Source organism: Luteolibacter sp. Populi (genome assembly GCF_040801775.1).
Classification (GTDB): domain Bacteria; phylum Verrucomicrobiota; class Verrucomicrobiia; order Verrucomicrobiales; family Akkermansiaceae; genus Haloferula.
In genome coordinates, this window is sequence record NZ_CP161812.1 from 796,765 (window position 1) to 822,957 (window position 26,193).

Annotated in this window: 19 protein-coding genes; 11 read left to right on the top strand and 8 right to left on the bottom strand. The window is 64.1% G+C overall.

The window, feature by feature from the left end; genetic code table 11:
- Positions 1 to 165 precede the first annotated feature (165 nt).
- Positions 166 to 4,983, top strand: coding sequence for a beta strand repeat-containing protein (locus tag ABWK72_RS03035; RefSeq protein WP_367873306.1), 4,818 nt, complete (start codon positions 166 to 168; stop codon positions 4,981 to 4,983).
- A 235-nt stretch (positions 4,984 to 5,218) separates the two neighbouring features.
- On the opposite strand, the gene ABWK72_RS03040 is transcribed toward ABWK72_RS03035, so the two are convergent.
- Both ABWK72_RS03040 and ABWK72_RS03045 read right to left on the bottom strand, forming a co-directional pair.
- Complete coding sequence (locus ABWK72_RS03040; protein WP_367873307.1) at positions 5,219 to 5,815, bottom strand: carbonic anhydrase; 597 nt, start codon at positions 5,813 to 5,815, stop codon at positions 5,219 to 5,221.
- Between the two features lie 59 nt (positions 5,816 to 5,874).
- Positions 5,875 to 6,498, bottom strand: a complete 624-nt coding sequence (locus ABWK72_RS03045; RefSeq protein WP_367873308.1) for a tetratricopeptide repeat protein — start codon at positions 6,496 to 6,498, stop codon at positions 5,875 to 5,877.
- A gap of 83 nt (positions 6,499 to 6,581) precedes the next feature.
- Here ABWK72_RS03045 and ABWK72_RS03050 point away from each other — a divergent pair, with 83 nt between their 5' ends.
- Positions 6,582 to 7,934, top strand: coding sequence for a replication-associated recombination protein A (locus ABWK72_RS03050; RefSeq protein WP_367873309.1), 1,353 nt, complete (start codon positions 6,582 to 6,584; stop codon positions 7,932 to 7,934).
- A 535-nt stretch (positions 7,935 to 8,469) separates the two neighbouring features.
- Complete coding sequence (locus ABWK72_RS03055) at positions 8,470 to 9,102, top strand: hypothetical protein (protein ID WP_367873310.1); 633 nt, start codon at positions 8,470 to 8,472, stop codon at positions 9,100 to 9,102.
- Between the two features lie 17 nt (positions 9,103 to 9,119).
- On the opposite strand, the gene ABWK72_RS03060 is transcribed toward ABWK72_RS03055, so the two are convergent.
- The 5 genes from ABWK72_RS03060 to uvrA all read right to left on the bottom strand — a co-directional run bounded on the left by ABWK72_RS03060 (position 9,120) and on the right by uvrA (position 14,632).
- Entirely contained in the window at positions 9,120 to 9,257 is a 138-nt protein-coding gene (locus ABWK72_RS03060) for a hypothetical protein (RefSeq protein WP_367873311.1), read from the bottom strand.
- A 183-nt stretch (positions 9,258 to 9,440) separates the two neighbouring features.
- On the bottom strand, positions 9,441 to 10,427 hold the full coding sequence (locus ABWK72_RS03065; protein WP_367873312.1) for a S1C family serine protease: 987 nt from the start codon (positions 10,425 to 10,427) through the stop codon (positions 9,441 to 9,443).
- Between the two features lie 56 nt (positions 10,428 to 10,483).
- Positions 10,484 to 11,137, bottom strand: a complete 654-nt coding sequence (locus tag ABWK72_RS03070) for a hypothetical protein (RefSeq protein ID WP_367873313.1) — start codon at positions 11,135 to 11,137, stop codon at positions 10,484 to 10,486.
- A gap of 32 nt (positions 11,138 to 11,169) precedes the next feature.
- A complete protein-coding gene (locus ABWK72_RS03075; protein ID WP_367873314.1) occupies positions 11,170 to 11,766 on the bottom strand; it encodes an RNA polymerase sigma factor in 597 nt (198 codons plus the stop codon).
- A 13-nt stretch (positions 11,767 to 11,779) separates the two neighbouring features.
- The gene (uvrA, locus tag ABWK72_RS03080; RefSeq protein ID WP_367873315.1) at positions 11,780 to 14,632 is read right to left on the bottom strand and encodes an excinuclease ABC subunit UvrA; all 2,853 of its coding nucleotides are present in this window, start codon (positions 14,630 to 14,632) and stop codon (positions 11,780 to 11,782) included.
- 750 nt (positions 14,633 to 15,382) lie between these two features.
- Here uvrA and ABWK72_RS03085 point away from each other — a divergent pair.
- The 4 genes from ABWK72_RS03085 (at position 15,383) to ABWK72_RS03100 (ending at position 19,612) form a co-directional block, all read left to right on the top strand.
- Positions 15,383 to 16,525, top strand: a complete 1,143-nt coding sequence (locus ABWK72_RS03085) for a HupE/UreJ family protein (RefSeq protein WP_367873316.1) — start codon at positions 15,383 to 15,385, stop codon at positions 16,523 to 16,525.
- A gap of 84 nt (positions 16,526 to 16,609) precedes the next feature.
- A complete protein-coding gene (locus tag ABWK72_RS03090; RefSeq protein ID WP_367873317.1) occupies positions 16,610 to 17,911 on the top strand; it encodes a DNA sulfur modification protein DndB in 1,302 nt (433 codons plus the stop codon).
- 2 nt (positions 17,912 to 17,913) lie between these two features.
- Positions 17,914 to 18,441 carry a hypothetical protein gene (locus ABWK72_RS03095; RefSeq protein WP_367873318.1) on the top strand — a complete coding sequence of 176 codons (528 nt, stop codon included), beginning with the start codon at positions 17,914 to 17,916 and terminating at the stop codon, positions 18,439 to 18,441.
- Between the two features lie 121 nt (positions 18,442 to 18,562).
- Positions 18,563 to 19,612 carry a hypothetical protein gene (locus ABWK72_RS03100; protein WP_367873319.1) on the top strand — a complete coding sequence of 350 codons (1,050 nt, stop codon included), beginning with the start codon at positions 18,563 to 18,565 and terminating at the stop codon, positions 19,610 to 19,612.
- Positions 19,613 to 19,645: 33 nt separating this feature from the next.
- Here the strand turns inward: ABWK72_RS03100 and ABWK72_RS03105 are convergent, their stop codons facing one another.
- Positions 19,646 to 20,353, bottom strand: coding sequence for a PEP-CTERM sorting domain-containing protein (locus ABWK72_RS03105; protein WP_367873320.1), 708 nt, complete (start codon positions 20,351 to 20,353; stop codon positions 19,646 to 19,648).
- A gap of 151 nt (positions 20,354 to 20,504) precedes the next feature.
- Here ABWK72_RS03105 and ABWK72_RS03110 point away from each other — a divergent pair, with 151 nt between their 5' ends.
- The 4 genes from ABWK72_RS03110 (at position 20,505) to ABWK72_RS03125 (ending at position 26,034) form a co-directional block, all read left to right on the top strand.
- The gene (locus ABWK72_RS03110) at positions 20,505 to 20,810 is read left to right on the top strand and encodes a hypothetical protein (RefSeq protein ID WP_367873321.1); all 306 of its coding nucleotides are present in this window, start codon (positions 20,505 to 20,507) and stop codon (positions 20,808 to 20,810) included.
- The gene (locus tag ABWK72_RS03115) at positions 20,807 to 21,937 is read left to right on the top strand and encodes an AAA family ATPase (RefSeq protein ID WP_367873322.1); all 1,131 of its coding nucleotides are present in this window, start codon (positions 20,807 to 20,809) and stop codon (positions 21,935 to 21,937) included. The genes ABWK72_RS03110 and ABWK72_RS03115 overlap by 4 nt, the downstream gene beginning before the upstream one ends.
- Before the next feature lie 451 nt (positions 21,938 to 22,388).
- Positions 22,389 to 23,351 carry a hypothetical protein gene (locus ABWK72_RS03120; RefSeq protein WP_367873323.1) on the top strand — a complete coding sequence of 321 codons (963 nt, stop codon included), beginning with the start codon at positions 22,389 to 22,391 and terminating at the stop codon, positions 23,349 to 23,351.
- A gap of 91 nt (positions 23,352 to 23,442) precedes the next feature.
- On the top strand, positions 23,443 to 26,034 hold the full coding sequence (locus tag ABWK72_RS03125) for an alpha-galactosidase (RefSeq protein WP_367873325.1): 2,592 nt from the start codon (positions 23,443 to 23,445) through the stop codon (positions 26,032 to 26,034).
- Positions 26,035 to 26,193: the final 159 nt, after the last annotated feature.

Below are 26,193 nucleotides of genomic sequence, written 5' to 3' on the forward strand. Positions count from 1 at the left end.
CTCTTCCCCATTTCGACGTTCAATGTTGGGCGTTCGATGTTTGATGTTCGCATACCCCCCTTGGGGTAATCGACGCTATCCTCACTATCATGGATAACGATTCTTGTAACTGCGGAAAACCCCCGCATTCCCCCGACCCGGGAGAACCCAAGAATCGCCAAACCCATGAACAACACTCCTTCCAGCGCCTCCGTGCGCGCCGCGCTCCTGACCTGCGCCACGCTTTGCGCGACCATCCCCGCCCACGCCGCGAAGACCTGGACGGGAGCCACTGACGCCAATTGGGCCACGCTCACCAACTGGCAGGAAGGTGCACTTCCCGATGCCACGGAGAACATCGTCTTCAACGCGAGTTCGACCTCCAACCTCGCGATCAACCTCGGCGCGAACCGCACGGTGCAAGGCATCTCCCTCTCCAACCCGGCCGGACCGGTCACCCTCCAGAACAACGTCCTGACGATCGGGACCAATGGCATCGACGTCTCCGCCGCCACCCAGGACCTCAACCTGGCCTCGCCGACCAACATCATCCGCACCGGGAATTTCTTTTGGAATGTTCCCACCGGACGGACGCTGACCTTCGCTGCGGTCCCCCATCGCAATTCTCCCGCGAGCGGTCTTGGCGGTGGCAACAACAACAATGTCGGCGCCGTGGTGCGTGTCTCCACCACCGGCACCGTCAAGCTCACGACCCCGAACCTCGTGGTGGTGGCGGACGGCCCTACGGCCAGCAACGGCGGCAACAACCCCTTCATGACCTATGGGGTCGATGACTGGGCTGCCACCGACGCGGGCGGCAATGTCATCGCCGCGACCTACACCAACGACGCCTTCACCGGCAACGCCAACATCGTCACCGCGAACACCTACGCCATCAATGGCGCGGCCCCATCGAGCGTCAGATTCGCGAACACCGCCGGTCCGGTGATCGTGAACAACACGAACACCAGCACCCTCCGCGGGATCCTCATGACCAGCGGATCGCAAGCGGTCACGATGAACGGGGGCTTCGTCCGTCCCAATCGCAACAATACCGGCGGTGCCACCTTCTCGATCATCCAGAACAGCACCGCCGCCGATCTGACGATCGCCTCGTCGATCTCGAATGCCTCCAGCGGCACTCCGGTCTCCATCACCAAGTCAGGTGCCGGCAAGCTCGTCCTCACCGCGTCCCATGGCTACACCGGACGCACCTTCATCCATGAAGGAACCCTCCAGGTCGGCGACGGCATCACGACCGGCAATCTCACCTCGACCGCCGCGGTGATCAACAATACCTCACTGGTCTATAACAACCCCGCTGCCACCACATTGGCAGCGGTGATCGCCGGAACTGGAACCTTGGCCAAGTCGGGCGACGGCGTGCTCACCCTGGGCATCGCCAATACCTATACCGGCACGACCACCGTCACCGGCGGTCTGCTCAATATCGGGGCCGCGGCCAGCCTTGGTGCAACCCCTTCGCTCACGCTGGATGGCGGCGGCATCCAGTGGGCGGCAGCCGCGGACATCTCCGCGATTCCCATCACCTTCGGCACCAACGGAGTCACCTTCGACACCCTGGCCAATCCGGTCGTGCTCGCCTCCCCCTTCGGCAACTCCGGCACCGCGTCCCTGACGAAGGCCGGTACGGGAACCCTGACTCTCGAAGCCGACAATCCGTATTCGGGCGGAACCATCATCAACGCCGGCACCCTGATCGCCACAAACCCCAGCGGATCCGCCACCGGCTCGGGTGACGTGAGCGTCCTGAGTGGCGGCGGCATCGGCGGCACCGGCACGATCACCGGCGCGGTGATCGTGGAGGATGGTGCCAAGCTTACCCCGGGTACTGCAGGTGTAGGCACACTCACGGTCGGCGGACTCGACCTCGCTTCCGGCAGCACGCTCGATATCGAGTTCGGCGGCGGCAACGACAAGGTCACCGTCAGCAGCCCCGGCGGCCTCGCCGTCGGCGGCGGTGCCCTCACGCTTCTCCAGGCAGGCACTGCGAATGCCTTCGCCACCCCCGGCACCTACCAACTGTTCGGCTACAGCGGAGCGCTCGGCGGCAGCGCCAATTCTCTCAGTGTCGCCAATCCCCAGCCCGGTTTCACCTACACCTTCGGTACCGCCGGCGGCTTTGTGACTCTTACCATCGGCACCTCCGGCGCGGTCCGCAACTGGACCGTCGATGGCGGCGGCTCCTGGGCGAACAATGCCAACTGGAACGGCAGCTTCCCGAATGCCAGCGGTGCCACCGCGAACTTCCAGATCAACCTCACCGCTCCGGCCACTGTCACCCTCGATGGTGCGAAAACCGTAGGCGCGATCACCTTCGTCAGCGCTAACAATGGCTACACCATCGCCCCGGGCAGCGGCGGCTCGCTCACGCTGAACAACGGTGCCAGCAACTCCTCGCTGCTCGACGGAGCCGGCAGCCACACCATCTCCGCGCCTCTGATCCTGGGCTCTAACACCGTCGTCGATACCGCCGCCCTGGCCGACAGCATGACGCTCGGCGGCCTGGTCTCCGGCGGTGGCAAGCTGACCAAAACCGGTCCGGGAAGCCTCTTCCTGCTCAACTCGAATTCCTTCACCGGCGCGCTCACCCTGTCCGGCGGCAGCACCACCTTCGCCAGCGGCGGCCTCGGCAGCGGTGCGCTGAGCATCGCCTCGTCGAAACTCGTCTGGGCTCCTGGAAATACCCAGGACATCTCGAATCGCGCGATCACCCTCGACACCGGCACCGTCGATTTCGATACGAATGGCAATGACGTCACGCTCGCCAATTCAATCGGCGAATCCGGATCTGCCGACTTCCAGAAATCGGGCGAGGGCAGGCTGACACTTGTCAGCGATGAGTCCTTCCTCGGCCTCTCCACCGTGGCGGGAGGCACCTTGCAACTGGGCGATGGCGGGACCACCGGCTCGGTCTTCGGCGATATCGTGAACAACGGCGCCCTCGTGATCAACCACGCCGGTCCCTTCCTCTTCACAAGCGGGATCAGCGGCACCGGTTCGCTGGTGCATCAAGGCACCGGCGTGCTGGAGTTGGCAGGAATGGGTACCTTCACCGGCGGGACTTCCATTTCGTCCCCCGCGGCATCGCTCGACTTGACCAATCCCCTCGCCCTCCAGAACAGCACGCTGAGTTATCCGGACACCGGCGGCAGCTTGTCCTTCGGTGCCAACTCCGCCGCCACCCTCGGCGGTCTGGCTGGCAACAAGAACCTGGACCTGACCAATTCGATTCCCGGGCCGGTGGCCCTCACCCTCGGCGGCAACAACGAGCCGACCGTTTACACCGGCATCCTGAGCGGCAGCGGCTCCTTGAACAAGATCGGCACCGGCCTTCTCCAGCTAAGCGCCGCCCATACCTATACCGGCTCCACCTCGGTGAATGGCGGCACCCTTGAGCTCACCTCGGGCAGCATCAATACCACCTCGGCGAACGTCGGCGTCGGCGGACAGTTGCTCCTGAACGGCGGAAGCGTGACCTCCAGCGCCTTCTCCACCTTCCAGAATGGCGGCGTCGCCATCCGGCTCTTTTCCGGATCGCTCACCTACGCCGGCGGCGTCCAATCCTCGCAGAATGACGGCTCCTTGCTCGAAGTGAATGGCGGCACCTTCTCCGCCCTCGATGTCATCATCCGTCGCTCCCTGAACTACAACACCGGCGCCGATCCCGTTCCTGCAGCCGCTGGCAATGGCGGGCTCGTGGTCAACGGCGGCACCGCCACCATCGGCAACACCCTCCAAGTCGGCACCGGCAATTCTGGCGCAGGCTCGCTGGTCATCAATGGCAGCCTGACCGTTGGCGGCGTGGTGAGCATCGGCAATGCCACGACCACCCGCTGGTCTCTCTTCGAAGTCCGCGGCGGCAGCTTCGTCTCGACCGACGGAGCCCAAGGTATTGTCCTGAGCCCGCATGTCACCTCCGCGAACCGCTCGCAGTTCCTCGTTAGCGGTGGCACCGCCACCGTCGAGCGCATCAGCTTCGGCACCCCCACCAGCGCGGTGGATGCCACCGGCCGGGTGACGGTCAGCAGCGGCACGCTCTACGTCGGTGCCGGCGGCATGGTCCAGGATGCGCCTAGCTACACCAGCCAGGTTCAGCTTCATGGCGGCACCCTTGCCGCAAAGGCCGCTTGGTCGAGTTCCCTGCCTGTGACCACCGCGAACGTCTTCGGAATCCGTGCCGCGGATAGCTTGGATGCTGCGCGTGACATCACCTTGTCCGGCGCGATCTCCGGCACCGGATCACTGCACAAGACCGGATCCGGCACGCTGACCCTCAGCGGCACCTACGCCTACACCGGCGGCACCGATCTCGATGCCGGCACCCTCATCCTGAGCACCGCTTCACTGAGCGACACCGGCACCCTGGACATCGCTTCCGGCGCGGTCCTGAACCTGCCGCACGGTCAAACCGATACCGTGGCCGCACTCATCATCGACGGAGTGACCAAGCCCGCCGGCACCTACACTTCGGCCAATTCCAGCGGTCGCATCACCGGCTCCGGTTCGATCGTCGTTCCGGTCTCCGATCCCTTCGCCGGCTGGATCGCGGGCTTCCCGAGCCTGACCGGCGATGCCGCATTGAAGACCGCTGACCCCGACGGCGATGGCCTCACCAACCTCGAAGAATTCGCCTTCGACGGCCATCCGGCCAATGGCAGCAGCGATGGCAGGGTGCGCTCCCGCATTGAAGGCCTCGCCCTGGTCGTCACCCTGCCGGTCCGCAATGGTGCCACCTTCGACAACCTGCCCGGCCCCGCAGCCGATGCCACCGTCGACAAGGTGATCTACACCATCCGCGCCAGCAATGACCTTGCCTCCTTCGACCAAGGCGTCACCGAGATCCCCGTCAGCTCTGCCAACATGCCTACCCTCACCACCGGCTGGACCTATCGGACCTTCCGCCTGAATGGCGATATCGGCGGTGCCACGCCCCGCGGCCCGAAGGGCTTCCTCGACCTCCAGATCACCGCCGCTCCCTGAAGAAAGCTCCACACCACAAAGGCCGGGAGCGCCATCTCCCGGCCTTTTCGCGTCCCTCTTCGTCCCAACGGGACGGCTTATAAAAGCCCGGCGCACAGTGCCGGGTAAATGACACCACAGCATCGCGTCCTGAAGGGACGCCTCATGCGGGATGAATGATGACCACCCGGACTGGCGGCAAGCTGGGGCGACTCTCTTACCGCCTACCGCCTACCGCCTACCGCCTACCGTCCCATCACACCGGCCGGATCGGCTCGTCCAGCACGCTGATCCGCCCCGTGTCCAGGCGATAGATCCAGCTATGAATCTCCACCGGCTGACCCCGCTCCCAGGCATCCTCGATGATCGTCGTCCGCGCAACGTTCTCCGCGTTCTTCAGCACGTTCAGCTCGCACAAGCGGTCCACCGCCAGCTCATGCTCCAGCCCGTCCAACTCGGCCTCATTCCGCATCGCCGTATTCCGGATGTGCCGCAGCCAATTGTCCACCACCCCGTGCCGTTGGTTCTCCAGCGCCGCGCGCACCCCGCCGCAGCCATAGTGGCCCACCACCAGCACGTGCTTCACCTTCAGCACGTCCACCGCGAATTGCAGCACCGATAGCATGTTGAAATCCGTCTGCACCACCACGTTCGCTATATTGCGGTGCACGAAAACCTCCCCCGGTGCCAGCCCCGTGATCTGGTTCGCCGGTACCCGGCTGTCCGAGCACCCGATCCACAAATACTCCGGACTCTGCTGCCGCGCCAGCCGCGCGAAAAAGTCCGGATCTACCGCCAATTGTGCCGATGCCCACAGGCGGTTGTTCTCGAGCAGGTGGGTGAGGGATTCCATCGGCGGCGATGGAAGCCCAGCAATCCCCCCTTGTCCATCTTCGCGATGTACCTGGGCTGTCAGCCGGGCTTCCTCGTCCGCCACTTCGCCTTTTGGATCATCTCCAGATCCTCAAGACGGCGAAGGGCGCTCTCATACGTGGGATCGATTGCGAGCGCGCTACGGTAGGCCTCCGCAGCCTCCGCGTATCGCTTCAGGACAAGAAGTTTCCCACCGCGGTTGAAATGCGCTTCGTCAATGCAGCCTTCCGGGCAAAGGGTCGCGCGAGTGACCAATTCCAAGGATTTCTCGATCTCGCCATTCCTACCCGCCGCATCTCCGGCAAAGATTAGCCAAGTGGCGTCATCAAGATCGAGTTCGTGAGCCCGCAAAAAATACTCCCCGGCCTCCTCGAAGCGCCCCGCTGCCTCCGCCAGATGCCCGCGATGGGCAATGACATTCGCCAGCTTCTTGGGCTGGTCGGGCACCAATGCTTCCGCCCTGTCCAGCGCCGCGCTTGCCTCCGTATAAAGGCTCAGGGCGATGAGGTTGTTGGCAAGAATCAGCCACACAAATCCGCTGTCCGGATTTTTGCGTAGGTACCGCTCGCAAAGCTCGCGCGTGTATCCAATTTGTCCCTTCTCGTGGGCCTGCCGGATGGCCTCGATACGCTCCTTCTTGGTCACAAAACCTTGGTAGATCATAGGCAGGCCCTGGTCGAGCCGCCGTTTCCTCAACGCCCAGCACTTCCACTTGGCAGCCCATCCAACCGCTTTAAAGTCCCCCCGTGCCCGATCTCTTCGACGTCCGCTCTTCCTCTCCCGGCGAACCCCGCCGCGATGACGAACCGCTGGCCTCGCGCATGCGGCCCCGCACCCTCGATGAGATCGCCGGGCAGCATCACATCCTTGGCGCGGGCAAGCTGCTGCGCCGTGCCATCGAGGCCGATCGCTTCACCTCCCTGATCTTCTACGGCCCGCCCGGCACCGGCAAGACCACCCTCGCCAGCGTCATCGCCCGCAGCACCGGCTCGCGCTTCGAAGCCCTCAACGGCGTCGAATCGAACGTCGCCGAGATCCGCGCCAAGATCGACCAGGCCCGCACCTGGCGCGACCTCCGCAACGAGACCACCGTCCTCTTCATCGACGAGATCCACCGCTTCAACAAGGCCCAGCAGGACGTGCTGCTGCCTCACATCGAGCGCGGGACCGTCCGCTTCATCGGCGCCACCACCCACAATCCCTACTTCTACGTCAATTCCCCGCTGGTCTCCCGCTCCCAGATCTTCCAGCTCGAAGCCGTCGCCACCGAGGACCTGATCCCCGTCCTCCATCGTGCCCTCACCGATACCGAGCGCGGCTTCGGCAGCATGAATGTCGTCGCCGCGGACGATGCCATCCGGCACCTTGCCGTGATGTCGGATGGCGATGTCCGCAAGGCCCTCACCTCCCTCGAACTCTCCGTTCTAACAACCCCGCCGGAGCCCGATGGCTCCATCCTCATCAGCCTCGCCGTCGCGGAGGAATCCATCCAGCGCAAGGCCATCGTCTACGATGCCGATGGCGATGCCCACTACGACACCGCCTCCGCCTTCATCAAGTCGATCCGCGGTTCCGATCCCGATGCCGCGCTCTACTGGATGGCCAAGATGCTCCACGCCGGCGAGGACCCGCGCTTCATCGCCCGCCGCCTCGTGATCTCCGCCAGCGAGGACATCGGCCTCGCCGATTCGAATGCCCTGCGCGTCGCCATGGCCGCCCAGCAGGCCTACGAATTCGTCGGCATGCCGGAAGGCCGCATCCCCCTCGCGCACGCCACCGTCTACCTCGCCACCGCCCCGAAATCGAACACCGCCTACGCTGCCATCAATGCGGCCATGTCCGATGTCGAGAAGGGCCGCACCCTCGCCGTCCCCGAGCACCTCCGCACCAAGACCCGCAAGAAAATCGCCGCCGCCAACGGCACACCGGATGAGAAGATGCAATATCTCTACTCCCACGACTACGAAGGCGGCTACGTCCCCCAAGCCTATCTCCCCGAAGGCCGCGTCTACTACCACCCCGGCGAGAACGGCCTCGAAAAGCGCATCAAGGAGCGCATGGACCACCTCCGCCAGCAGTTCCCGCCCGACGCCAAGTAAGCGGGCAGCGGCACAAGAGCGGTCCCTCAAAGCCCGCCACCAAGGGTAAGTAGTCCCGCCTTCAGGCGGACGAAGCACCATAAAATCCCCGATCCCACCAGGGACCGGCCCGGCGCAGCCGCCTGGGACCACGTCAACCTACTCGGCGCGCGTCACCCACATCATGTGAAGATTGACGCGCCAGCGCCCGGGACCGCGGAGGCTCTGCCCCGCAGAAGCGACCCCGGCAGCACTACACGTCGCGCGGCGGTGGTGGAAAGCGCCGTCGCTCGGCTGCCTGCCTTTCCGTGTCGCGAACAACTAGGGACCATTCTGCGGGCCGGTGGCTCCGCGCTCCCAGGGGAAGAGCCGTCCGTGAAGCATCACGATCGCCATTCATCCCGACCGCCTACTTTGCCCCCGGTTTTATTCGCGTCCATTCGCGTCCATTCGCGGTTTCAAAATCCAAATGCGCCATCCACCCATGCACCCAAAGTGGCAATGACAAGCGCGGACGTCGGGGCCAGCCTTCACACGGATCAGCCCCTCCCCGGTCATGCATTCCCCCCGTCCCCTCGCCGCCACCGTCGCCTTCGCGCTCGTTCTCTGGTTCACGATCTTCCTCGTGATTGGTGCCAGCGGGGCCGTCGCCTCCTTGAGGCCTCCCTTGCCTCAGGTCGTCCTCGCGGCGCTCGTTCTCATCCTGCTCGCCGCCTGTGCCGTATCGCATTCGCTCCGGGATTGGCTGAAGGCGATCCCGCTGGAGTCCCTCATTGCCCTCCACCTCGTCCGCTTCGTCGGAGTCTACTTCCTCTGGCTCCATGCCCGCGGCCAACTCCCCTTTGCCTTCGCCATACCCGCCGGCTGGGGTGACATCGCCGTCGCGACCTCCGCCTCCCTACTGCTTCTCACCCGCCCACAAGGCCGCCGCGCCTACCTCGCCTGGAACGCACTAGGCATGGTGGACATCCTCTTCGTCGTCATCACCGCGGCCCGGCTCGCCATCGCCGATCCCGCCCCCATGGCCGCGATGCTGAAGCTGCCCCTGAGCCTCCTGCCGACCTTCGTCGTGCCGCTCGTCATCTTCACCCACATCGTCATCTTCATCCGCCTCTTGGGAACCCATCCCGTCCAAAACGGTAATAACCGCCCTGGCACAGAGCCGGAACGTGCCCACCTGCCGCCCTGAAATCCCGCTTGCTGCCGTCACTCTTCGTGGCGCTCCTTCAGCTTCTCACCGAAGGCCGTCGCATTCGGCCGCACCGCGCGCTGCCATTCGGCCTGCATCAGCTTTTTGTCCTGAGCCAGCACATGCAGCGGCAGCCCCTTGCCTCCGGCCATCATGGCGTTGGCGTAAGAACTTGGTGTCCTCTGCGTCTTGGCGGTTCACCCTTCTTCCGCCTCCCCTGAAAACTGAACACTGAAAACGAGCAAACTTCCCCTCCCCACCAAGGAAACGCCCGCCCCGGCCGACAGCCGGAACGGGCGCACTTGCCTCCCTGAAAGTTTGCTTGCCGCCTGCCGCTCTTAGCGCGGGCGGGCCCGCGGGTTCATCCGCAGACGGATGCCACTGCCCTCGGCGTCCCAGTCGATGTTCAGATTGTCGAGCCGCTCGCGCAGCTGTTCCGGCACCTTCTTGCGCTCTTCCTCGGTGTTGCAGGGACCTTCCCACTGGACCTTGCCGTCCCTGCCGAGAATCCGGGCAGTCTTGTCACCGTTCGTGGACTGGATCTCGACGCTGCCTTGGCCGTTGGGATCGGCAATCCGCAGCGTGCTGGTGCTGGTCCCGCCGATGTTGATGCCGGGCTGGGCAAGGCCCTGCGCCTCCTCGATGCCGCGCATCATCTGCTGCATCCGCTGGCGCATGCCGCGGTGGATCAGCGATCCGGGATCCAGGTCGTCTTCACCCCAGTTTTCGAAAGCCCGGCCGTTCTGCTCGATCGCATCGCGCAGGAGTTGTGCCTGGTCCTCGGGCATGCCGTTGAGCCGCAGCCGGTCGATCGGGCGGGTGCCGCGACCGGCGATCTCCGGCCCCATCGCGGGTGCCTTGCCGAGCGCCAGCTTCACGCTCCGGGCGTCGCCGCGGTGAATGAAGTCGATCTCGACCTCGTCGCCCGGCTTGTGATCCGAAACCACGTCGCGCAGGCCCTCATGGGAGTTCACCGGCTTGCCGCCGATCTTGGTGACGATGTCGTTCTGCGCCAGCCCGGCCTTGGCAGCGGGTCCTGCGGGGTCGAGCGTGTGGACCACCGCACCCTCGCCTTCGGCCAGCTTCAGGTGTTCGGCCAGCAGCGCGGGAAGTTCCCCGGCACCGATGCCGAGGTAAGGGCGGGAGAGATCGACCGGCGGGGCCACTTGCTCGGCGCGCGGCTCCTCCACCGGCGGTGCGGTGTCGCCTTCATCCTCCACCAGTGCCGGTGGCACCGGCTTCAGCGAATCCGGCCCTTCGATCGCCATGACCGGCGAAGCGAGGCCCAGCAAAGCTGCAAATCCGTATGTGAAACGTTGGTTCATCTTGATTGGCGTTAACATACTAGAAGCGTAGTAAGTGAGTCGTTTCGTCTCGCTTCTCAGTCGATTTTTTCCGGAACCAGCATCAGTTCCTCGCGCGGCACTTCCATCTCCACCAGCTTGCCGTCGGTATCGGTGAACTGCACCTTGTCCAGGTAGCGGACCCGCACCACGCGCATCGGCCTGCCATCCTTCTGCCAGCTCACGCCTTGGTCGGAGGCTTCCTGCAGGCCGCTGCTGGCACGCACCACATTGCCCGACCGCGATGGCGGCAGCGGCCCGGTGAAGGGCAGCGTCCGCTCGGTCCGGCTTTGCGCCACGGGATCATGGCCCTTCGCGCCCGGCTGCCCGTCGATCATCATCGCGCTGAAGGCACCGGCCACCGCCACCGCGGCTGCCGCGGCATACCAGGGACGGCGCGAGGCAGCTTTGCTGGCCGCGGCGGGCTTCGCCTTGCCGGGGAACAGCACCACCTTCTCGTCCACTGGGAAGGGCACCTGCGACACGGTTTCCAGCATCCGCTCGAAGTCCACCGGAGCGATCGCCACCGGCTGCATCGCAGCCAAGCGGCTCTCGATGCCACCCAGCGACAGGTCGCTCTTCTGCAAACGGCCTTCCACCGCTGCCAGCAGCCGGTCGAGGTATGCACTATCCGGCGCGGCCGGGCGCATGCCCTTCAGCGAGTCTTCGATGTCCTGGAATTCGTTGTCCATGTCTGTCTGGTCAAATGGTCGGCTGCCCTCGTTCAGATCGAGAGGTCGCCTTTGCGGCGGGCCGAAGAGAGTTTTTTCTTCAAGGCCTCAAGTCCATAGCGATACCGCGAGGCCGCGGTGTTTGGAGAAATTTCAAGAGCTTCACCGATCTCCGCAAAAGTCCGCTCGCCCCAGATCTTCATGACCACCACCTCGGCGAATTTCGGCGGCAGTTCCTTTAGCCCGGCTTCGAGCAGCACGCGCGTCTCGTCGTCCGACGACTCGCTCTCGAACCACGGGTGAAAGGCCTCCTTTTGCTCGAAGTCGGCCTCCCCGCCCACGTAGTCCTCGCGGCGGCGGCGGCGGTCGTCCTTGCGGCCCAGGTCGATCGAGAGCCGGCGGATGCTGGTGAAAAGGTAGGGCATCCACGATTCCTGGCCGCCCACGAACTCGCCCGAGTCCAGCTTCTCCACCAGCTTCACCAGCGCGTCCTGAACAATGTCCTGCGCATCCTCCGACGAGCGCGACTGCTGGCGCGCGAACAGGATCAGCCGGGGCACATGCTCGCCGATCCACTCGCGCCATGCCTGCGTCGAGGGTGAAATATTTTCAGCGGCTGCGCTTTTACTCACGTTGTCTTCGGGATCCATGGAAGTAGCGCCGTCAACCTAGCCCTTTGTCTGACAATTGGCGAGTGTTGCGCCGCGCAAGCGCCCGCCCCGTAGGAGATTCTTTGATCCGGGCCACCTGTTCCGGCCGCCCCTCGGCCACCAGCAGCCCCCCTTCCCGCCCGCCGCCGGGCCCCAGGTCGATCACCCAGTCCGCCGCGGCGATCACATCGAGCTGGTGCTCCACCACCAGCACGCTGTGCCCGGCCTCGCGCAGCCCGCGGAAGGCCGTCAGCAGCCGCTCGACATCCCCGAAGTGCAGGCCGGTCGTCGGCTCGTCGAAGAAATACAGGGTGTGCGGAGCCGCCGGCTTGGACAGCTCCAGCGCCAGCTTGAGCCGCTGCGCCTCGCCGCCGGACAGCGTGTTCGCCGCCTGCCCCAGCCGCAGGTAATCGAGCCCGAGTTCCTGGAGAATCACCAGCACCCGCTTCAGCTTCGGCACCGCCGCGAAGGCCGCCAGCGCCTCCCCCGCAGTGAGTTCCAGCGCATCGGCGATGCTCATGCCCTTGAAGCGGATCTCCAGGGTCTCGCGGTTGAAGCGCTTCCCGCCGCAAGCCCGGCAGGTGATCCAAGCGTCGGGCAGGAAGTGCATCTCGATCTTCAGGCGGCCCGCGCCCTCGCAGTTCTCGCAGCGCCCGCCGTGGGTATTGAAGCTGAAGCGCCCCGCCCCGTAGCCGCGCTGCCGGGACAGCGGCAGCTTCGAGTAGAGGTCCCGGATCGCATCGAACATCCCGGTGAAGGTCGCCGGATTCGAGCGCGGGCTGCGGCCGATCGCCGACTGATCCACCGCCACCACCTTGCCCAGGAAGTCCAACCCCTCGACCGACCGGTGCCGCCCCGGCGGGTCGCCGCTGCCGTTGAAATGCCGCTTCAGCACCCGCAGCAGGATATCATCCGCCAGCGTCGATTTGCCACTGCCGCTCGGCCCGCTCACGCAAATAATTCCGCCCAGCGGAATCCGCACGTCCAGGTTCTGCAGGTTGTGCTCGCTCGCCCCGCGGATCACCAGCGCATCGCCCAACAGCGGCAGGGGGGCCGTCGTGGAGATAGCCGGCGGCGTCTCCAGCCAGCGCCGGGTCGGGGAATCCTCCGGGAAATCCTCAAGCCGCCCGCTGCCCAGCAGCGCCCCGCCGTCCCGGCCCGCTCCCGGCCCCATCTCGATCATCCAATCCGCGGCACGGATCATCTCCTCATCGTGCTCGACCACCACCACCGTATTCCCGCGGTCGCGCAAGCGCTTGAGCGCGGCGATCAGCTTGCCGGTATCCTCCGCATGCAGGCCGATGCTCGGCTCATCCAGCACGTAGAGCACCCCGGTCAGGCCGCTGCCAAGCTGCGTCGCCAGCCGGATCCGCTGCGCCTCGCCGCCCGATAGAGTCGCACTCGACCGGTCCAATCCCAGATAGCCCAAGCCCACCTCCCGCAAAAACCCCAGCCGCTCCGCCACTCCGCTCGCCAGCTGCCCGCAGACCTCCGCACGGTCCTCTGGCAGGCTGAGCTGGGAAAGCCAGCCATCTGCTTCCTCCACCGGCAGCGCGCAGAATTCCTGGATCCCCAGCCAGCGCCCGCCTTCGCCCTCGATCCGCACCGCCAGAATTTCCGGGCGCAGCCGCCGCCCTTGGCAGACCCGGCAGGGACGCTCCGCCATCACCCGCGCGACCCGCCGCCGCACCGCCTCGCTGCGGGCTTCGCGCAGCTTGCGTTCCGCCTCGACGCACAAGCCCTCGTAGCGCTTGAGCTGCTTCTTCTTTTCCAGCCCGACCTTCCAACCGGTGTCGAGCATCCCGCCTTGGAAGAGCAGCGTCCTCCCCGCCTCCGGCAGCTCCGTGAAGCTCGCATCCTCCGGCAGGCCAAGCGTCCGCAGGATCGCCGCCGCTTCCTTCGCGAACGCCTTTCCCCTTTGCGCCCCGATCTTCCACCAGCCCTTCACCCCCTTGGTCAGGGGCGCTTCCGGGTCGCCCAGCAGCAGCGCCGGATCGCAGAAAGTCTCGGTGCCTAGGCCCTCGCAGGACGGGCAGGCCCCGAGGTGCGAGTTGAAAGAAAAGTGCCGCGGCGTCAGCTCGCCGATCATGAAGCCGGTCGCCGGATTCCGGTAGCTGGTTTGGAAGGAAACCTCCTGCCACTCCCCCTCCTCTGCCTGCACCAGCGCCCGCGCCTCGCTGCCGCAGATCCGCAGCGCCGTCTCCACCGAGTCCGCCAAGCGCGCTTCCCCGCCGGGTCTCACGACCAAGCGGTCCACCACCACCTCCACCGCGGTCGCCCGCTCGGGCCATGCCTTCAGCGCGTCTTCCAGATCCAGAATCTCGCCCTCCACCCGCACCCGCACGAAGCCCTGCCGCCGCAAGTCCCCGATCAGCCGCTCCGGGTCCCGCACTTCCTCCGGGGGCACCGGGGCCAGCAGCACGACCTTGGTCCCCTCCGCCATCGCCGCGATCGCCGTGACGATGTCCCCCGCGCCCATCCGCTCCAGCTTCTCGCCCGTCACCGGGTCGTGCGGCACCCCCGCCGCCGCCCACAGCACCCGCAGGTGCTCGTGGATCTCCGTGACCGTCGCCACCGTCGAGCGCGGGTTCAGCCCGCCGCCGCGCTGCTCGATCGCGATCGCCGGGCTCAGGCCCTCGATCGAGTCCACGTCCGGCTTCTCGAGCTGGTCCAAGAACTGCCGCGCATACGCCGACAGCGATTCCACGAAGCGCCGCTGCCCCTCCGCGAACAGCGTGTGGAAAGCCAGCGAGGACTTCCCCGAACCGCTCGGCCCGGTGACCACCACCAGCTTGCCCCGCGGGATATCCACGTCGATCCCACGCAGGTTGTGCTGCCGGGCTCCCCGGATACGAATGCTGTCCACCCCGTGAGGGAAAAGTTCCAAGCGAGAAGTGCCAAGTTCCAAGAAGAAGAGAATGCCGCGAACGGCGATCCGCCCGCTCCAATCCCGCCCGATACACCCTTCCCGCGGCGCAGCCGCCTTGGACTGCTGAGGCTCGCCACAGCCTTCCGCAGGCGGCTCGCCGCCGTGAAGCACGAGCAAAGTCGCTCCCCGGATAGAAGCTCGAAGCGCCAGCCAAGTAGTAGCGCGGCTCTCCAGAGCCGCGACTGCCAGCGTCCACCCCCACCTCAAAATCCCCCGATCCACCCCACGTCCCCGCACCCCCAGCCGCCCAGCCGCCATGGACTGCTGAGGCTCGCCACAGCCTTCCGCAGGCGACTCGCCGCCGTGAAGCACGAGCAAAGTCGCTCCCCGGATAAAGCTCAAAGCGCCACCCAAGAAGTAGCGCGGCTCTCCAGAGCCGCGACTGCCAGCGTCCACCCCATCAACAAATTCCACGATCCACCCCGCGTCCCCGCACCTCCAGCCGCCCAGCGGCCATGGACTGCTGAGGCTCGCCACAGCCTTCCGCAGGCGGCTCGCCGCCGTGAAGCACGAGAGAACTCGCCCCCATCAAACGCCCGGCCCGAGCCCCGCCAATCCACACCGACCCCAGCCCGGACCCCAGGCAACGCCAGCTCCCCTCATCCACGCCATCCGGAAGCACCGGTCCCTCTTGCCGCCCTCACCCCGGCCAGCTATCGAAGCAGCGCGGCAGCGTCCGCATCCCCGATGCCGCGGCTCCTTCTCTTCCTACTGCTCCTCCTCCCCACCCTGCTGCAAGCCCACCAGATCGCGGAGATCCCGCTGAACCTGGAGATCACCGGCAATCAGATCCACGGCACCATCGAGGCCGATGCCGCCTACATGCTTCCGGAGTTCCGCGGCGACGAGCAGACCGACCCGAAGGACCTCGCCTGGCTGCGCCAACAAGGCCCCGACGGCTGGAAGAAGATCGAGGAAGCCACCCGCCAGTATCTGAAGGAGTGCCTGCGCCTGGAAGCCGATGGCAAGGAAGTCACCTGGACCCTCACCATCCCGGAACTCCACCTCAATCCGCCCACCTTCATGACCATGGGCGAGCCCGAGGAACTGCCGATGCTCGAGGCGGTGATCGAGGCCGAGCTGCCCCCCGGCGCCAGCAAGCTCGATGCGAGCTGGAGGGAACCCTTCGATGTCGTGCTGGTCGCCACCGTCCGCCAGGGCCAGAAGGCCAGCATGAAGCCCCTGGTCAGCGGCGAACGCATGACCATCGCCGAGTTCGAGCACAGCGCCGCCACCGCCGACAAGCCGGCGACTTCCGAGATGAAGGCCCCGGACAACTCGCTGCTGCACTGGATCAAGCTCGGCTTCGGGCACATCCTGCCGAAAGGGTTTGATCACATCCTCTTCGTCCTCGGCCTCTTCCTGCTCGCGCCCAAGTGGAAGCCGCTGCTCCAACAGACCCTCTCCTTCACCCTCGCCCACTCGGTCTCCCTGGCTTTGGCCGCGCTGGGCTGGATCAATGTCTCCTCCCCCGAGACCCGCGCCTGGATCGAGATCCTCGTCTGCGCCAGCATCGCCTGGGTCGGGATCGAGAACCTCTTGGTGAAGGAACTCGGCAAGGGCCGCATCGCCCTCGTCGGAGCCTTCGGCCTCGTCCACGGCCTCGGGTTCGCCACCGGCCTCCCGCAGAACCAGCCCAAGGAAATCCCCGCCGCCCTCTTCGGCTTCAACGTGGGCGTCGAGCTCGCGCAAGTCGTCGTCGTCCTCATCTCCTTCGCCCTCTTCGGCTGGTGGAAGGGGGATTTCAAGTGGATCAAGCGCATCGGCTCAGCAGCGATCGCGCTGGTGGGGCTGGGCTTGATGGTGAGGGGGCTGATGCGGGTGATTTGATTGGGAAGCACTACTCAACTGGACAACATCTTTAGCCACTAATCATTGACCTCCAAGTAGGGTCACGGTTAGAAAAACAAGGACATGAGCACAGTGACCACTGATGCAGCGGGCGAAATCTCAGGCTTCTTAACAAATCCAAAGCATTCGGCAGACGGTGGAATCTACCGAGGTCGCTTCGTCTGTCCGAATATTCAGTGGACCGGCCAAGGGGAAGAAGCTTTAGCGACTTTCACGATAACTGCCGAAGAACTGACTGATGCCGCTGACAGTCGACTCCTCTGGACTGATCAGGCAGTGCAGCGAGGCATCCGACCCGATATCCATCCCGCTCCGCCGCGAGAACTTGCAGTCGGCGACGGATACCCCGACCCCAAAGCTTATATCTTCAATTCCAATAACGCCGATGAGATTGCAGAAAAGCTCCTCCGAGCAGAGCGACTTTTCCTTACGCCGCTGATTTGGAATCTTCGTCCCGGCCAATTTGAGGCATATGCAGACAAAGAGACTCAATCAATTTACATCTACTCGGGAAAAATTTACCTTCCTGACTCACACCATAGACAGCAGGGAATTATACGAGCAGTCCATGCCTACCGGGAATCCAGCAGCTCATATCCAAAATTCAATCCGTCGAAACAATTCAAAATTGAGCTCTACTTCTTAACGAGAGAAGACGAAGGTAATTACTTCTTCGATAAGAATCAGCGCCCACAGCCAACATCCAAATCCAAAGCATTCGACCTCACTACCCTAGATGACCTGTCCATCTTGGCGAAGCGAACCATTGAGCGAAGCCAAGCGTTGAGAGACAATGTAAACCGGGTTACGGACCGGCTCACTCCAAAAAATCCCCAGGTCATTACCCTTTCGACTCTGCGTGAAATGATGAAATCCTTGGCGCCTTCGGACGGCTTGGATGAAATCGAAATTGAGGGAATTGGAGTCGTGGCGGGGACTTTCTACGACTTAATCTATCAAGTTCGCCCTGAGCTAGGGCATCTGGATGTCGCGGAAAGAAAAAACGTAAGGGAAAATTTAATTGTAGATGCTGCCACCATGATGCATGGCTACGCATATATAATGAAGAACTTTAACGAAGACACAACCAAATTAGGACTGCCACAAGCTGAGCGCAAATGGCTCACGAAGCTTGAGAGACTTTCCAAATCAAAAATCTACAAATATGAGGATTGGCATGGGGATATCTTCGATAAAAAAAACCCCCTTTGGCAGAGGGTGGGTGTCGTCAAGCCGGGAAGAGATGGGAGGAAACTGACGGTGCTGAATACAGGTGCCGCGCGATCCGAATGCGGAAGGGTTCTCCGTCAACTAATGGAGACAAACCCGCCCCCAAATGACATCGCTTATCTCGCAAGAATTTAGTTATGTCTGAAAATGCCCCGTCGCTATTAGCCGGAAGGAACTCTGCTCCATTGACTCAGGAGCAGATTCACCGTGCCAGTCAGACTTTTCTCAGCTTAGAAAGGCGAATTAACGCGAGACATGAAGCTGGCAGGCGAACAGTATTTCGCGTTGCTATCGATGATGAGGGACATCAATATGGCGAAGTGGTCTTCGGGTCTGATATATACCCAGGCCAAGACATTCTAAATCCAAATTCATCCATGAGTCTTCTGGCTGCTGCCGCTCATGAGCTGACGCATTATCATCGATGGCACGATTTAACAGCCCTTTCAGACGACGATCTAGAACATATTGACGAAGCGCTAACCAGCCTAGAAGCAATTTCCCGTTATCGGACGAGCCTTAGCGAGAACGATATTCTTCTTCTTGTCGGAGATGCCATTGAGCGATTGAAGTTATTCGTGCGACAACAGGCTACAGAAGCCTCACCGGCAGAAGTCTCGTCAGGGGGCACGCCCCCAGACGCCACCCTGGCAGAAGCTACTTAACATGGATCCCTCGCGTGTAGTCCAAGCTACCCACCTCTCTGCTCTGCACCACTTGCTCTCAAAGACAATCAGTCGCAGATGGTGGTGTCGCTTGAAGTCTCTCTACTTCTAAAAGAAACTGATGGCTCTTTATAAATTCGATGCCGGCGAGCTCAGGCGAGTCGAACGAAGGACGATGACCGACCTGAAGATCCGCGAACGCGGCGATCTCCAACCTCTCTTGATGCATCAGATTGACGTGGTGTCCCCCGGGACTCTAGTGATCTCCGAGGAATTCAGCGGGTGGATTGGCAGCTTGCGAAGAATCGACCTCTTGGGGATCGATCCCGACGGGACGCTGGTGGTGTTTGAGTTGAAGCGCACCGAAGATGGCGGGCACATGGACTTGCAGGGAATTCGCTATGCCGCCATGGCATCGTTGCTTTCCTTCAAGGAGGTTGTTGGCGTTTACGCGGCACATCTGGCCAAGCACCAACCGGGCGAGGAAGCGGAAAGCCTGCTACGGGAACATTTAGAGCCTGGAAGTGATGCCGAGGTTGCCGCAAAGGTGAGAATCGTCCTCGTCTCGGGAGATTTTGGTCCGGAAATCACAACGACCGTGCTGTGGCTCAGAGCTTGCAGTTTGGACATTCGCTGCGTCCGGCTCGTGCCCTATGAAGACGGGGGCTCGATCTATCTGGATGCTCAGCAGATCATACCCATTCCGGAAGTTGCGGATTATCTTTTGAAATTGAGGGAGAAGGAAGAACGGAACGAGGTGGCCCGACAAGGCGAGCGGGACTTCACCCGCTTCATCGTCTGCCATTCCGGTGGCCGAACTGTTCCGCTACCTAAGCGACGGGCGATGCTGGAAATCATCCGCACCTTGGTAAGCCAAGGTCATTCGCCAGATGAGCTGCAGCAGGTTTTCCAAATGAACCGCTTTCTCGTTGCAGAAGGTATGTTGCAGTCGGAAGAAGAGTTTGCTGGGAAGCGGGTCCTCACCGTTCGTGATGATTTGCCAGTGGCGTTCAATTCCCGCAGGTATTTCACGTCGGAGGACCAATTAATTCATTTCGGCGGAAAGACCTACGTTTTCAGCAATCAGTGGGGATCGAAAACAAGGGATGCGATGAAGCGCATATTTGATCGCTATCCACAATCGGGGATCACAGTGGAAGAGGTTTCATAAACCCGATCTCCCCCATCAGGATTCCATATCAATCTAGCAGGTGCCTCTTCTCCTGCGCGAGAGGCCGAGACCGCAGGCGATTCCTGCCAGGATTCCTACCGAGGGTTCCGGGACGGAGGAGAAGGTGAACTCATTCCAATTCGCATGACCCGCTGCAAACGAGCCGAAATTCAAAATCGTCGGTGCCGGTCCCACCCGCCCCGTCCAGCCCGATAGCCTGAGGGTGCCGTCGATGCTCAGGGTCGCTGCGCTGATGGCGGGGTTGAAGGCGATCTGGTAGTTGTGGTAGCCGGCGCCGCCGCCCTCGAAGGCGTAGGTGATGAAACCGGAATCCGTATTCAGGCCGATGATGGGATCGCCATCCGCCTGGGTGCCGAAGCCGATCTGGAAAATCCCGCTGTTGGTGGCGTAGTCGGCATAGACGCCGAAGTCCATGGCGTCCGGGATATCCACCAGCCGCAGGTTCAGGTTGAGGAGCCAGCCGTTGGTATTCGCGTCGGCTTCGGCGGCGGGATCCAGGCTGAAGCGGTGATTGTAGTTCCCGCCGGAGGAATCGACGGACCATGCGCTCTGTCCGAAATCTCCGGTGATGGGACCCGCGATCGCGGTGCTGTCCGACAGCAGCCAGCCCTCGGTGGTCGGGTCGTTGGAGCCGGTGTGGGTGGCGATGAGAGCGGCCTGTGACGCGGCGCCGCTGGAGAGCAGGAAAACCAGAACCGAAAGCGGGGAGAGGCTTTTCATTAGGAGAGGTTTATAGTTTTTGCGGGGACAGCGCGAGGAGAAAACCCGGGTTCGCTTCCTGTCCCGCGATGCCAGGGGCTCCCCCTCCCCTGTTAAAAAACAAGCCAACTCCAGGCTTGCCGGATTCGCCAAATAATGTTCTTATGAACACATGCTGCAACACCGTGGTATGTTGGCGAAGGAGGGGGCCCGGCAGGATGCGGGCGGGGTTGAAATGGAGGCAAAACCGGAGTGGATCCGTCCCAGGCAGGTGACGGCGCTCTTCGGGATCGGCCGGGGCTTGGCGAACCAGTTGATCGCGGAGGGCCGGATCAAGTCGGTGAGCTTGTGCCAGCCGGGCCGGAAGCGCGGGACACGGCTGGTGTCCTACGCCAGCGTCCGCGATTACTTGGAAGGCTTGGCCACCGCGCAGCAAGCGCGGCAGGCCGGAAACCCGGTGGAAGGAGGTGCCATTTGATCGCCGAACTCGATGCACCCCGCAGCGCCGCTGCTCCTAACACCAAGCCGAAGCCGATCACCGCGGAGGCGATCCTGGCCGGGGCCGGTGTCGCCGTGGAAGCTGCTCCCGCCGCCAAGAAGAAACGCCAGTGGCTGCAGGCCTGGACGCCAGACGACTTCATCGACTTCCAGCTGCCGCTGGACTTCAAGCTGATGGGCGATTGCCACCTGACCCGCGGCAACCTGACCGTGCTCGGCGGCTGGCCGGGCGTGGGCAAAAGTCGGGCCGCGCTGGGCCTGGCCATCGCCGGGGCGCGCGGGGTGCCGTGGCTGGGGCACGCGGTCCACTCGCGCTTCCGGACCCTGATCATCCAGTGCGAGAACGGCCCCTACCGCCTGAAGGAGGAGCTGAAGGAAGCACTTGGCGAGGACCGCCTCAGCGAGTGGCTGCGCATCACCCCGCCGCCGGCCTACGGGCTGGCCTTCGCCGAGCCGGGCTTCCGCCAGGAACTGCACGACCTGATCCTGGCCTTCAAGCCCGGGCTGGTGATCATCGACCCCTGGAACCGTGCCGCGGATGGCGACAAGCAGGCCGACTACCGCGGCGCGCTGGATGCCGTCTTCGAGTGCCTGCCGGAAGCCATGGACGACAAGCCGGCACTGCTGGTCATCCACCACATGCGCAAGAAGAGCGGCGATGCCACGCGCAAGCAGGGCCGGGAGCTCCTCCACGAGCTGGCCGGCAGCTACCAGATCGGCAGCGCCGCCCGCTGCGTCTTCGCGCTGGAAGCCGCCAGCAACGACACCACCGACGACGGGGTGGTCCTGACCTGCTGCAAGAACAACGACGGCACGGAAGGAGCCCCCAGCGCCTGGCTGCGCCGCAACGGCCTCTTCCAGGCCCACCCGGACTTCGACATGGACGGCTTCCTCGGCGGGGAGCCGGTCAGCCGCGGCAAGCGCCTGCCCTTCGAAGACATCGCCCGGGCCCTGCGCGGGATGGCAGGCGAGACCCGCGGGGCAGCGGCAGGCCGCCTCGTCGCGGCGGGCATCTGCGAGCGTTCGCGGGCCTACCAGATCCTCAAGCAGCTCGACGCGAACATTGAGGAAGACACGCAGGGCCGCCTCTATTGGCGGGAGGACTGAAAGCCGTCCATCCATCCACGCGGCCTAAGGGAAAATGGATGGATGGACGAAGTGATGAGGCCTGGATGCCTCATCAGCCCCAACGGGGCGGCAGGGGGAAAGCCCGGGGTAAGCGCAGCGCAACCCCGGGTGTGCCGGATCAGGAATTGGTCCCCTGAAGGGGGACAGGGAGGTCGCGAGCAATGGCATGTGACGTGACAGGGAACAGGGGCGGACGGGGACGAAGGGAGATGACTATATCTCTCTTCGTCCACGCCTCCCTGTCCCCCTTCAGGGGACCAATGCCTCTCCTCTCCCGACCCCGGGCGCTGCTCGGGGCTATCTCCCTGCCGCCCCTCTCGGGGCTCCCGATAACCGCCGCATCTTCCCCTCCCCAAGCCGTCCGTCCGTCCATCCATCCATTTCCCTTAGGCGGCGTGGATGGATGGACAGGTTTTCGAAGCGAACCACCATGACTGCCGACTCCCAATCCCACCTCGACCCTGCCTTGCTGGAGCGCGTGCGCGAACGCCCGGGCAAGCTCATCGCGCGCTGTCCGGCCTGTGCGGAGGACCAGCAGGACCGGCGCGCGGAGCACCTGGTGATCTTCCCCAGCGGGAAGTTCGCCTGCGCCGCCCACCCGGGCGATGCCGCGCACCGCAGCCGCATCTTCGCGCTGGCCGGGGTGCTGGTCTCGCGCGAGCTGAGCCCGGAGGAGCGCCTGCGCTACCGCGAGCAGCGCGCCCGGGAGGAAGCCCGCCAGCGCGAGAAGCAGCGCCTGCGCCGGATCGCGAAGGACCGGCTGCGCGTGCTGCTCACCCGCCACCGCTGGCCGGCGGCGGAGCTGTGGGAGGACTCGCCGCAGCGCCTGGACGACCCGCGGGTGAAGGCGGATGCGCGGCACTTCCTCGCCACGCTCTTCCCGCCGGAAGCCCTGCTCTGGACCGGGGAGGTCCACCACTCCGGCCCGGCCCATGCGGCGCACTGGCGGAGCTGCGCGGAGTGGCAGGCGGCGGAGCTGGCGGAGATCGGCCCGATGGTCTCCCCCGCCCTCTGGCAGCCCGGCACCGTCTCGCGCGCGGCGGCCCATGTACGGGAAGCGCCGTACACGGTGCTGGACTTCGACGGCTTCGGCGGGGTGAAGCCGGTGACCGTGGATGAGCGGCGCGAGCACCTGCGCGACTCGCTGTCCCTGATCCGCTGGCTGCGGGACGCGATGCACTGGCAGCTCGCCGCCATCCTCCACACCGGCGGCAAGAGCCTGCACGCATGGTTCCACACGCCGGAGCCGGCGGTGCTGGAATCGCTCCAGACCACGGCCACGGAATTCGGCATCGACCCCGGCCTGATCGGCAGGCCCGAGCATCCGTGCAGGCTGCCGGGGCAGAAGCATGCGGGGACCGGCAGGAGTTCGGCGGTGTGGTGGCTGGGATAGGCAGGACTCGCATGTTTGGGCGACTGGCAGGCGAGGCCGGGCGTGCTGGACAATCCTTGGCCCGAAGCTCAGGTTCTCCCTTTTCAAACCCATGATTTCCCGCTCCAGCATTTGTTCCGCGGCCCTGGCGCTCGCACCCTTGGTCGCGCCGGCGGTGACGACCGATCTGGCGACGCTGCCCTCACCTGAATACATCATCACGCAGGGCTGGGCGGAGGCGCGGGCGAACCGGTCGGTGGATGGGAATCCGCTGCGGGTGGGCGGGAAGACTTATGGCTCGGGGATCGGGACACATGCGAAGTCGGAGTGGCCGCTGGCGCTCGATGGCGAGGCGAGCGAGATCAGCGGGGCCTGCGGGGTGGATGACGAGGTGGGCGACAAGGCTTCGCTGCAATTCGTGATCGAGGGCGATGGCAAGGAGCTGTGGAAGAGCCCGGTCTTGCGCCGCGGGCAAGAGGCGGTTCCTTTCACCGTGAAGCTCGATGGCGTGAAGGTTCTGAAGCTGGTGGCGAACGATGGCGGGGACGGCAGCACGGAGGATCACGCCGATTGGCTGGACCTGAAGCTGGAGCATTCGGGCAAGGCGCTGGCGGGGTATGCCACGAAGATCACGGTGGAGACGCTCGCGCTGGAGTGGACCTTCGGCGTGAACAACGGGAAGCTGGAGCAGCGCCGCTTCGGCGTGAAGAGCGAGCCCGACAAGACCCGCGCACCGGGCATCTACGCTTATCCGGATTACGTGGACCGCAATGCGGACGTCGCCTTGCTGGAGCCGACGCTGGACGTGCTGGGTGCGGATGGCCTGCGCAATCTGGCGCTGCGCTTCGATTCGCAGGAGGTGACGATACCGGCTCCGGGTGTGGCACGCACCGATATCCGGCTGAGGGATGCGGTGAGCGGGATCGGTGTGGACCTGCATTTCCTGGCGCACGAGAAGGAGGATGTGATCGAGACCTGGTCGACGATCACGAATGGCAGCAAGGCGGCGGTGACCCTGCTGCGTTTCGATTCCTTCGCGTTCTCGCTGGGCGGGAAGGATCTGCACCTCACGACCTTCCGCGGCGGCTGGGGCGATGAGATGAATTGGAACGAAGCACCGGTGGGCACGGGCCTGCGGCGGATCGGCAACCAGAGCTTCACGCATCCGACGCACGGGTATAGCAGCAGCTTCGTGGTGAGCGATGGCCCGGCGCAGGAGGAATCCGGCCGGGTGGTGGCGGGCTCGCTGGCGTGGAGCGGGAACTGGCATCTGGACTTCCAGAGCGAGTTCAAGGAAGCGGTGCGGGTGAGCGGCGGGATCAATCCCTTCCAGCCGCAGAGCCTGGCGGCGGGTGCCTTGTTAGAGACGCCGCGCCTGATCCTGACGGTGTCCGGCAATGGCAAGGGCCGGGCCTCGCGCAACCTGCACCGGTGGGCGCGGAAGTCGGGGGTGAGGCAGGTGGAGGTGACGCGGCCGGTGATCCTGAACAGTTGGGACGGTGCCTATTTCAGCTTCGATGAAGCCCGGCTGCTAGGGATGATGGATGCGGCGGTGAAGGCGGGGGTGGAGATGTTCGTCCTGGATGACGGCTGGTTCGGCAATGGCGTGAATGCGCGCAACAACGACGATGCGGGTTTGGGCGATTGGCAGGTGAACCGGGAGAAGCTGCCGCACGATATCCAGTGGCTGGCGGAGCAGGCGCATGAGCGCGGCCTGAAGTTCGGGCTGTGGGTGGAGCCGGAGATGGTGAACCCGCGCAGCGAGCTTTTCGCGAAGCATCCGGAGTGGGCGGTGAAGCTGCCGGGGCGCGAGCAGCGGCTGGGGCGGAACCAATTGCCGCTGGATCTCTCGAAGCCGGAGGTGGAGGAGTTCGCGTATCAGACGGTGGCCGGGATTTTGGACAAGTATCCGGGGATCGAGTATATCAAGTGGGATAACAACGGGCACTTGCAGGATGGCGGATCGCAGGGTGCTTCTGCCGCCGGGCAGATGAACATGACGACGGAGATGACGCGGGCTTACTACCGGGTGCTGGACCGGCTGGTGGCGAAGTATCCGAAGATCATCATGCAGGATTGCGCGAGCGGCGGCGGGCGGGCGGAGTATGGATCGCTGCAGCGGCATGCGGAGTTCTGGGCGAGTGATAACCAGAATCCCCTGAAGCGGCTGAAGATGCACTGGGGTTACACGCATTTCTTCCCGCCGATGGCCTGCGGGGCGCACATTGCGGAGAGCTTTGATTCGGGGAAGTTCCCGATGAAGTTCCGGATCGATGTGGCGATGACGGCGCGGCTGGGGGTGGAGCTGGACCCGTCGCATTTGAAGGCGGAGGAGATCGGGGAGCTGCGGGAAGGGATCGAGGCTTACAAGCGGCTGCGGCCTTTGCTGCACAGCGGCGAGGTGTTCCGGGGGCAGTCTCCTTATGCGTCGGATATTTGCACGAATGCGGTGGTGGCGGAGGACAAGTCCAAAGCGGTGTTCTTTGCGTTCCGGACGGAGAACCATGGGGCGGCGGCGGACGGAAGCTTGGTGGTGCCTGGGTTGGATGCGGGGAAGAATTATCGCGTGAGCGAAGCGCATGCGGGGAAGGTGGCGCATGTGAAGGCGGGGAGTTTCTCGGGGCGGGAGTTGATGGAAGAGGGTTTGCCGTTGAGTTGGGGGACCGGGCCGGAGAGTGTGGTGGTGGAGGTCTTGGCGGAGTAGGCGGAGACAGGGACTCGCTTGGGGAAGAAGCCTGAAGTGGGGTGGACACGACGAGGCTGGTATTGAGAAAGCCGTTACGCGACTGCCTGCCTTTGCGTGCCGCGGGCAGCGGGGGACCGTTCTGCGGGCCGGGTGGCTCCGCGGTCCCAGGGGGGCTGT

Excerpts from the sequence above, each read along its gene's own strand:
- ABWK72_RS03035 (WP_367873306.1), top strand. The coding sequence starts at position 166 with ATGAACAACACTCCTTCCAGCGCCTCCGTGCGCGCCGCGCTCCTGACC.
- ABWK72_RS03040 (WP_367873307.1), bottom strand. The coding sequence starts at position 5,815 with ATGGAATCCCTCACCCACCTGCTCGAGAACAACCGCCTGTGGGCATCG.
- ABWK72_RS03045 (WP_367873308.1), bottom strand. The coding sequence starts at position 6,498 with ATGATCTACCAAGGTTTTGTGACCAAGAAGGAGCGTATCGAGGCCATC.
- ABWK72_RS03055 (WP_367873310.1), top strand. The coding sequence starts at position 8,470 with ATGCATTCCCCCCGTCCCCTCGCCGCCACCGTCGCCTTCGCGCTCGTT.
- ABWK72_RS03060 (WP_367873311.1), bottom strand. The coding sequence starts at position 9,257 with ATGATGGCCGGAGGCAAGGGGCTGCCGCTGCATGTGCTGGCTCAGGAC.
- ABWK72_RS03065 (WP_367873312.1), bottom strand. The coding sequence starts at position 10,427 with ATGAACCAACGTTTCACATACGGATTTGCAGCTTTGCTGGGCCTCGCT.
- ABWK72_RS03070 (WP_367873313.1), bottom strand. The coding sequence starts at position 11,137 with ATGGACAACGAATTCCAGGACATCGAAGACTCGCTGAAGGGCATGCGC.
- ABWK72_RS03075 (WP_367873314.1), bottom strand. The coding sequence starts at position 11,766 with ATGGATCCCGAAGACAACGTGAGTAAAAGCGCAGCCGCTGAAAATATT.
- ABWK72_RS03085 (WP_367873316.1), top strand. The coding sequence starts at position 15,383 with ATGCCGCGGCTCCTTCTCTTCCTACTGCTCCTCCTCCCCACCCTGCTG.
- ABWK72_RS03090 (WP_367873317.1), top strand. The coding sequence starts at position 16,610 with ATGAGCACAGTGACCACTGATGCAGCGGGCGAAATCTCAGGCTTCTTA.
- ABWK72_RS03095 (WP_367873318.1), top strand. The coding sequence starts at position 17,914 with ATGTCTGAAAATGCCCCGTCGCTATTAGCCGGAAGGAACTCTGCTCCA.
- ABWK72_RS03100 (WP_367873319.1), top strand. The coding sequence starts at position 18,563 with ATGGCTCTTTATAAATTCGATGCCGGCGAGCTCAGGCGAGTCGAACGA.
- ABWK72_RS03105 (WP_367873320.1), bottom strand. The coding sequence starts at position 20,353 with ATGAAAAGCCTCTCCCCGCTTTCGGTTCTGGTTTTCCTGCTCTCCAGC.
- ABWK72_RS03110 (WP_367873321.1), top strand. The coding sequence starts at position 20,505 with ATGCTGCAACACCGTGGTATGTTGGCGAAGGAGGGGGCCCGGCAGGAT.
- ABWK72_RS03120 (WP_367873323.1), top strand. The coding sequence starts at position 22,389 with ATGACTGCCGACTCCCAATCCCACCTCGACCCTGCCTTGCTGGAGCGC.
- ABWK72_RS03125 (WP_367873325.1), top strand. The coding sequence starts at position 23,443 with ATGATTTCCCGCTCCAGCATTTGTTCCGCGGCCCTGGCGCTCGCACCC.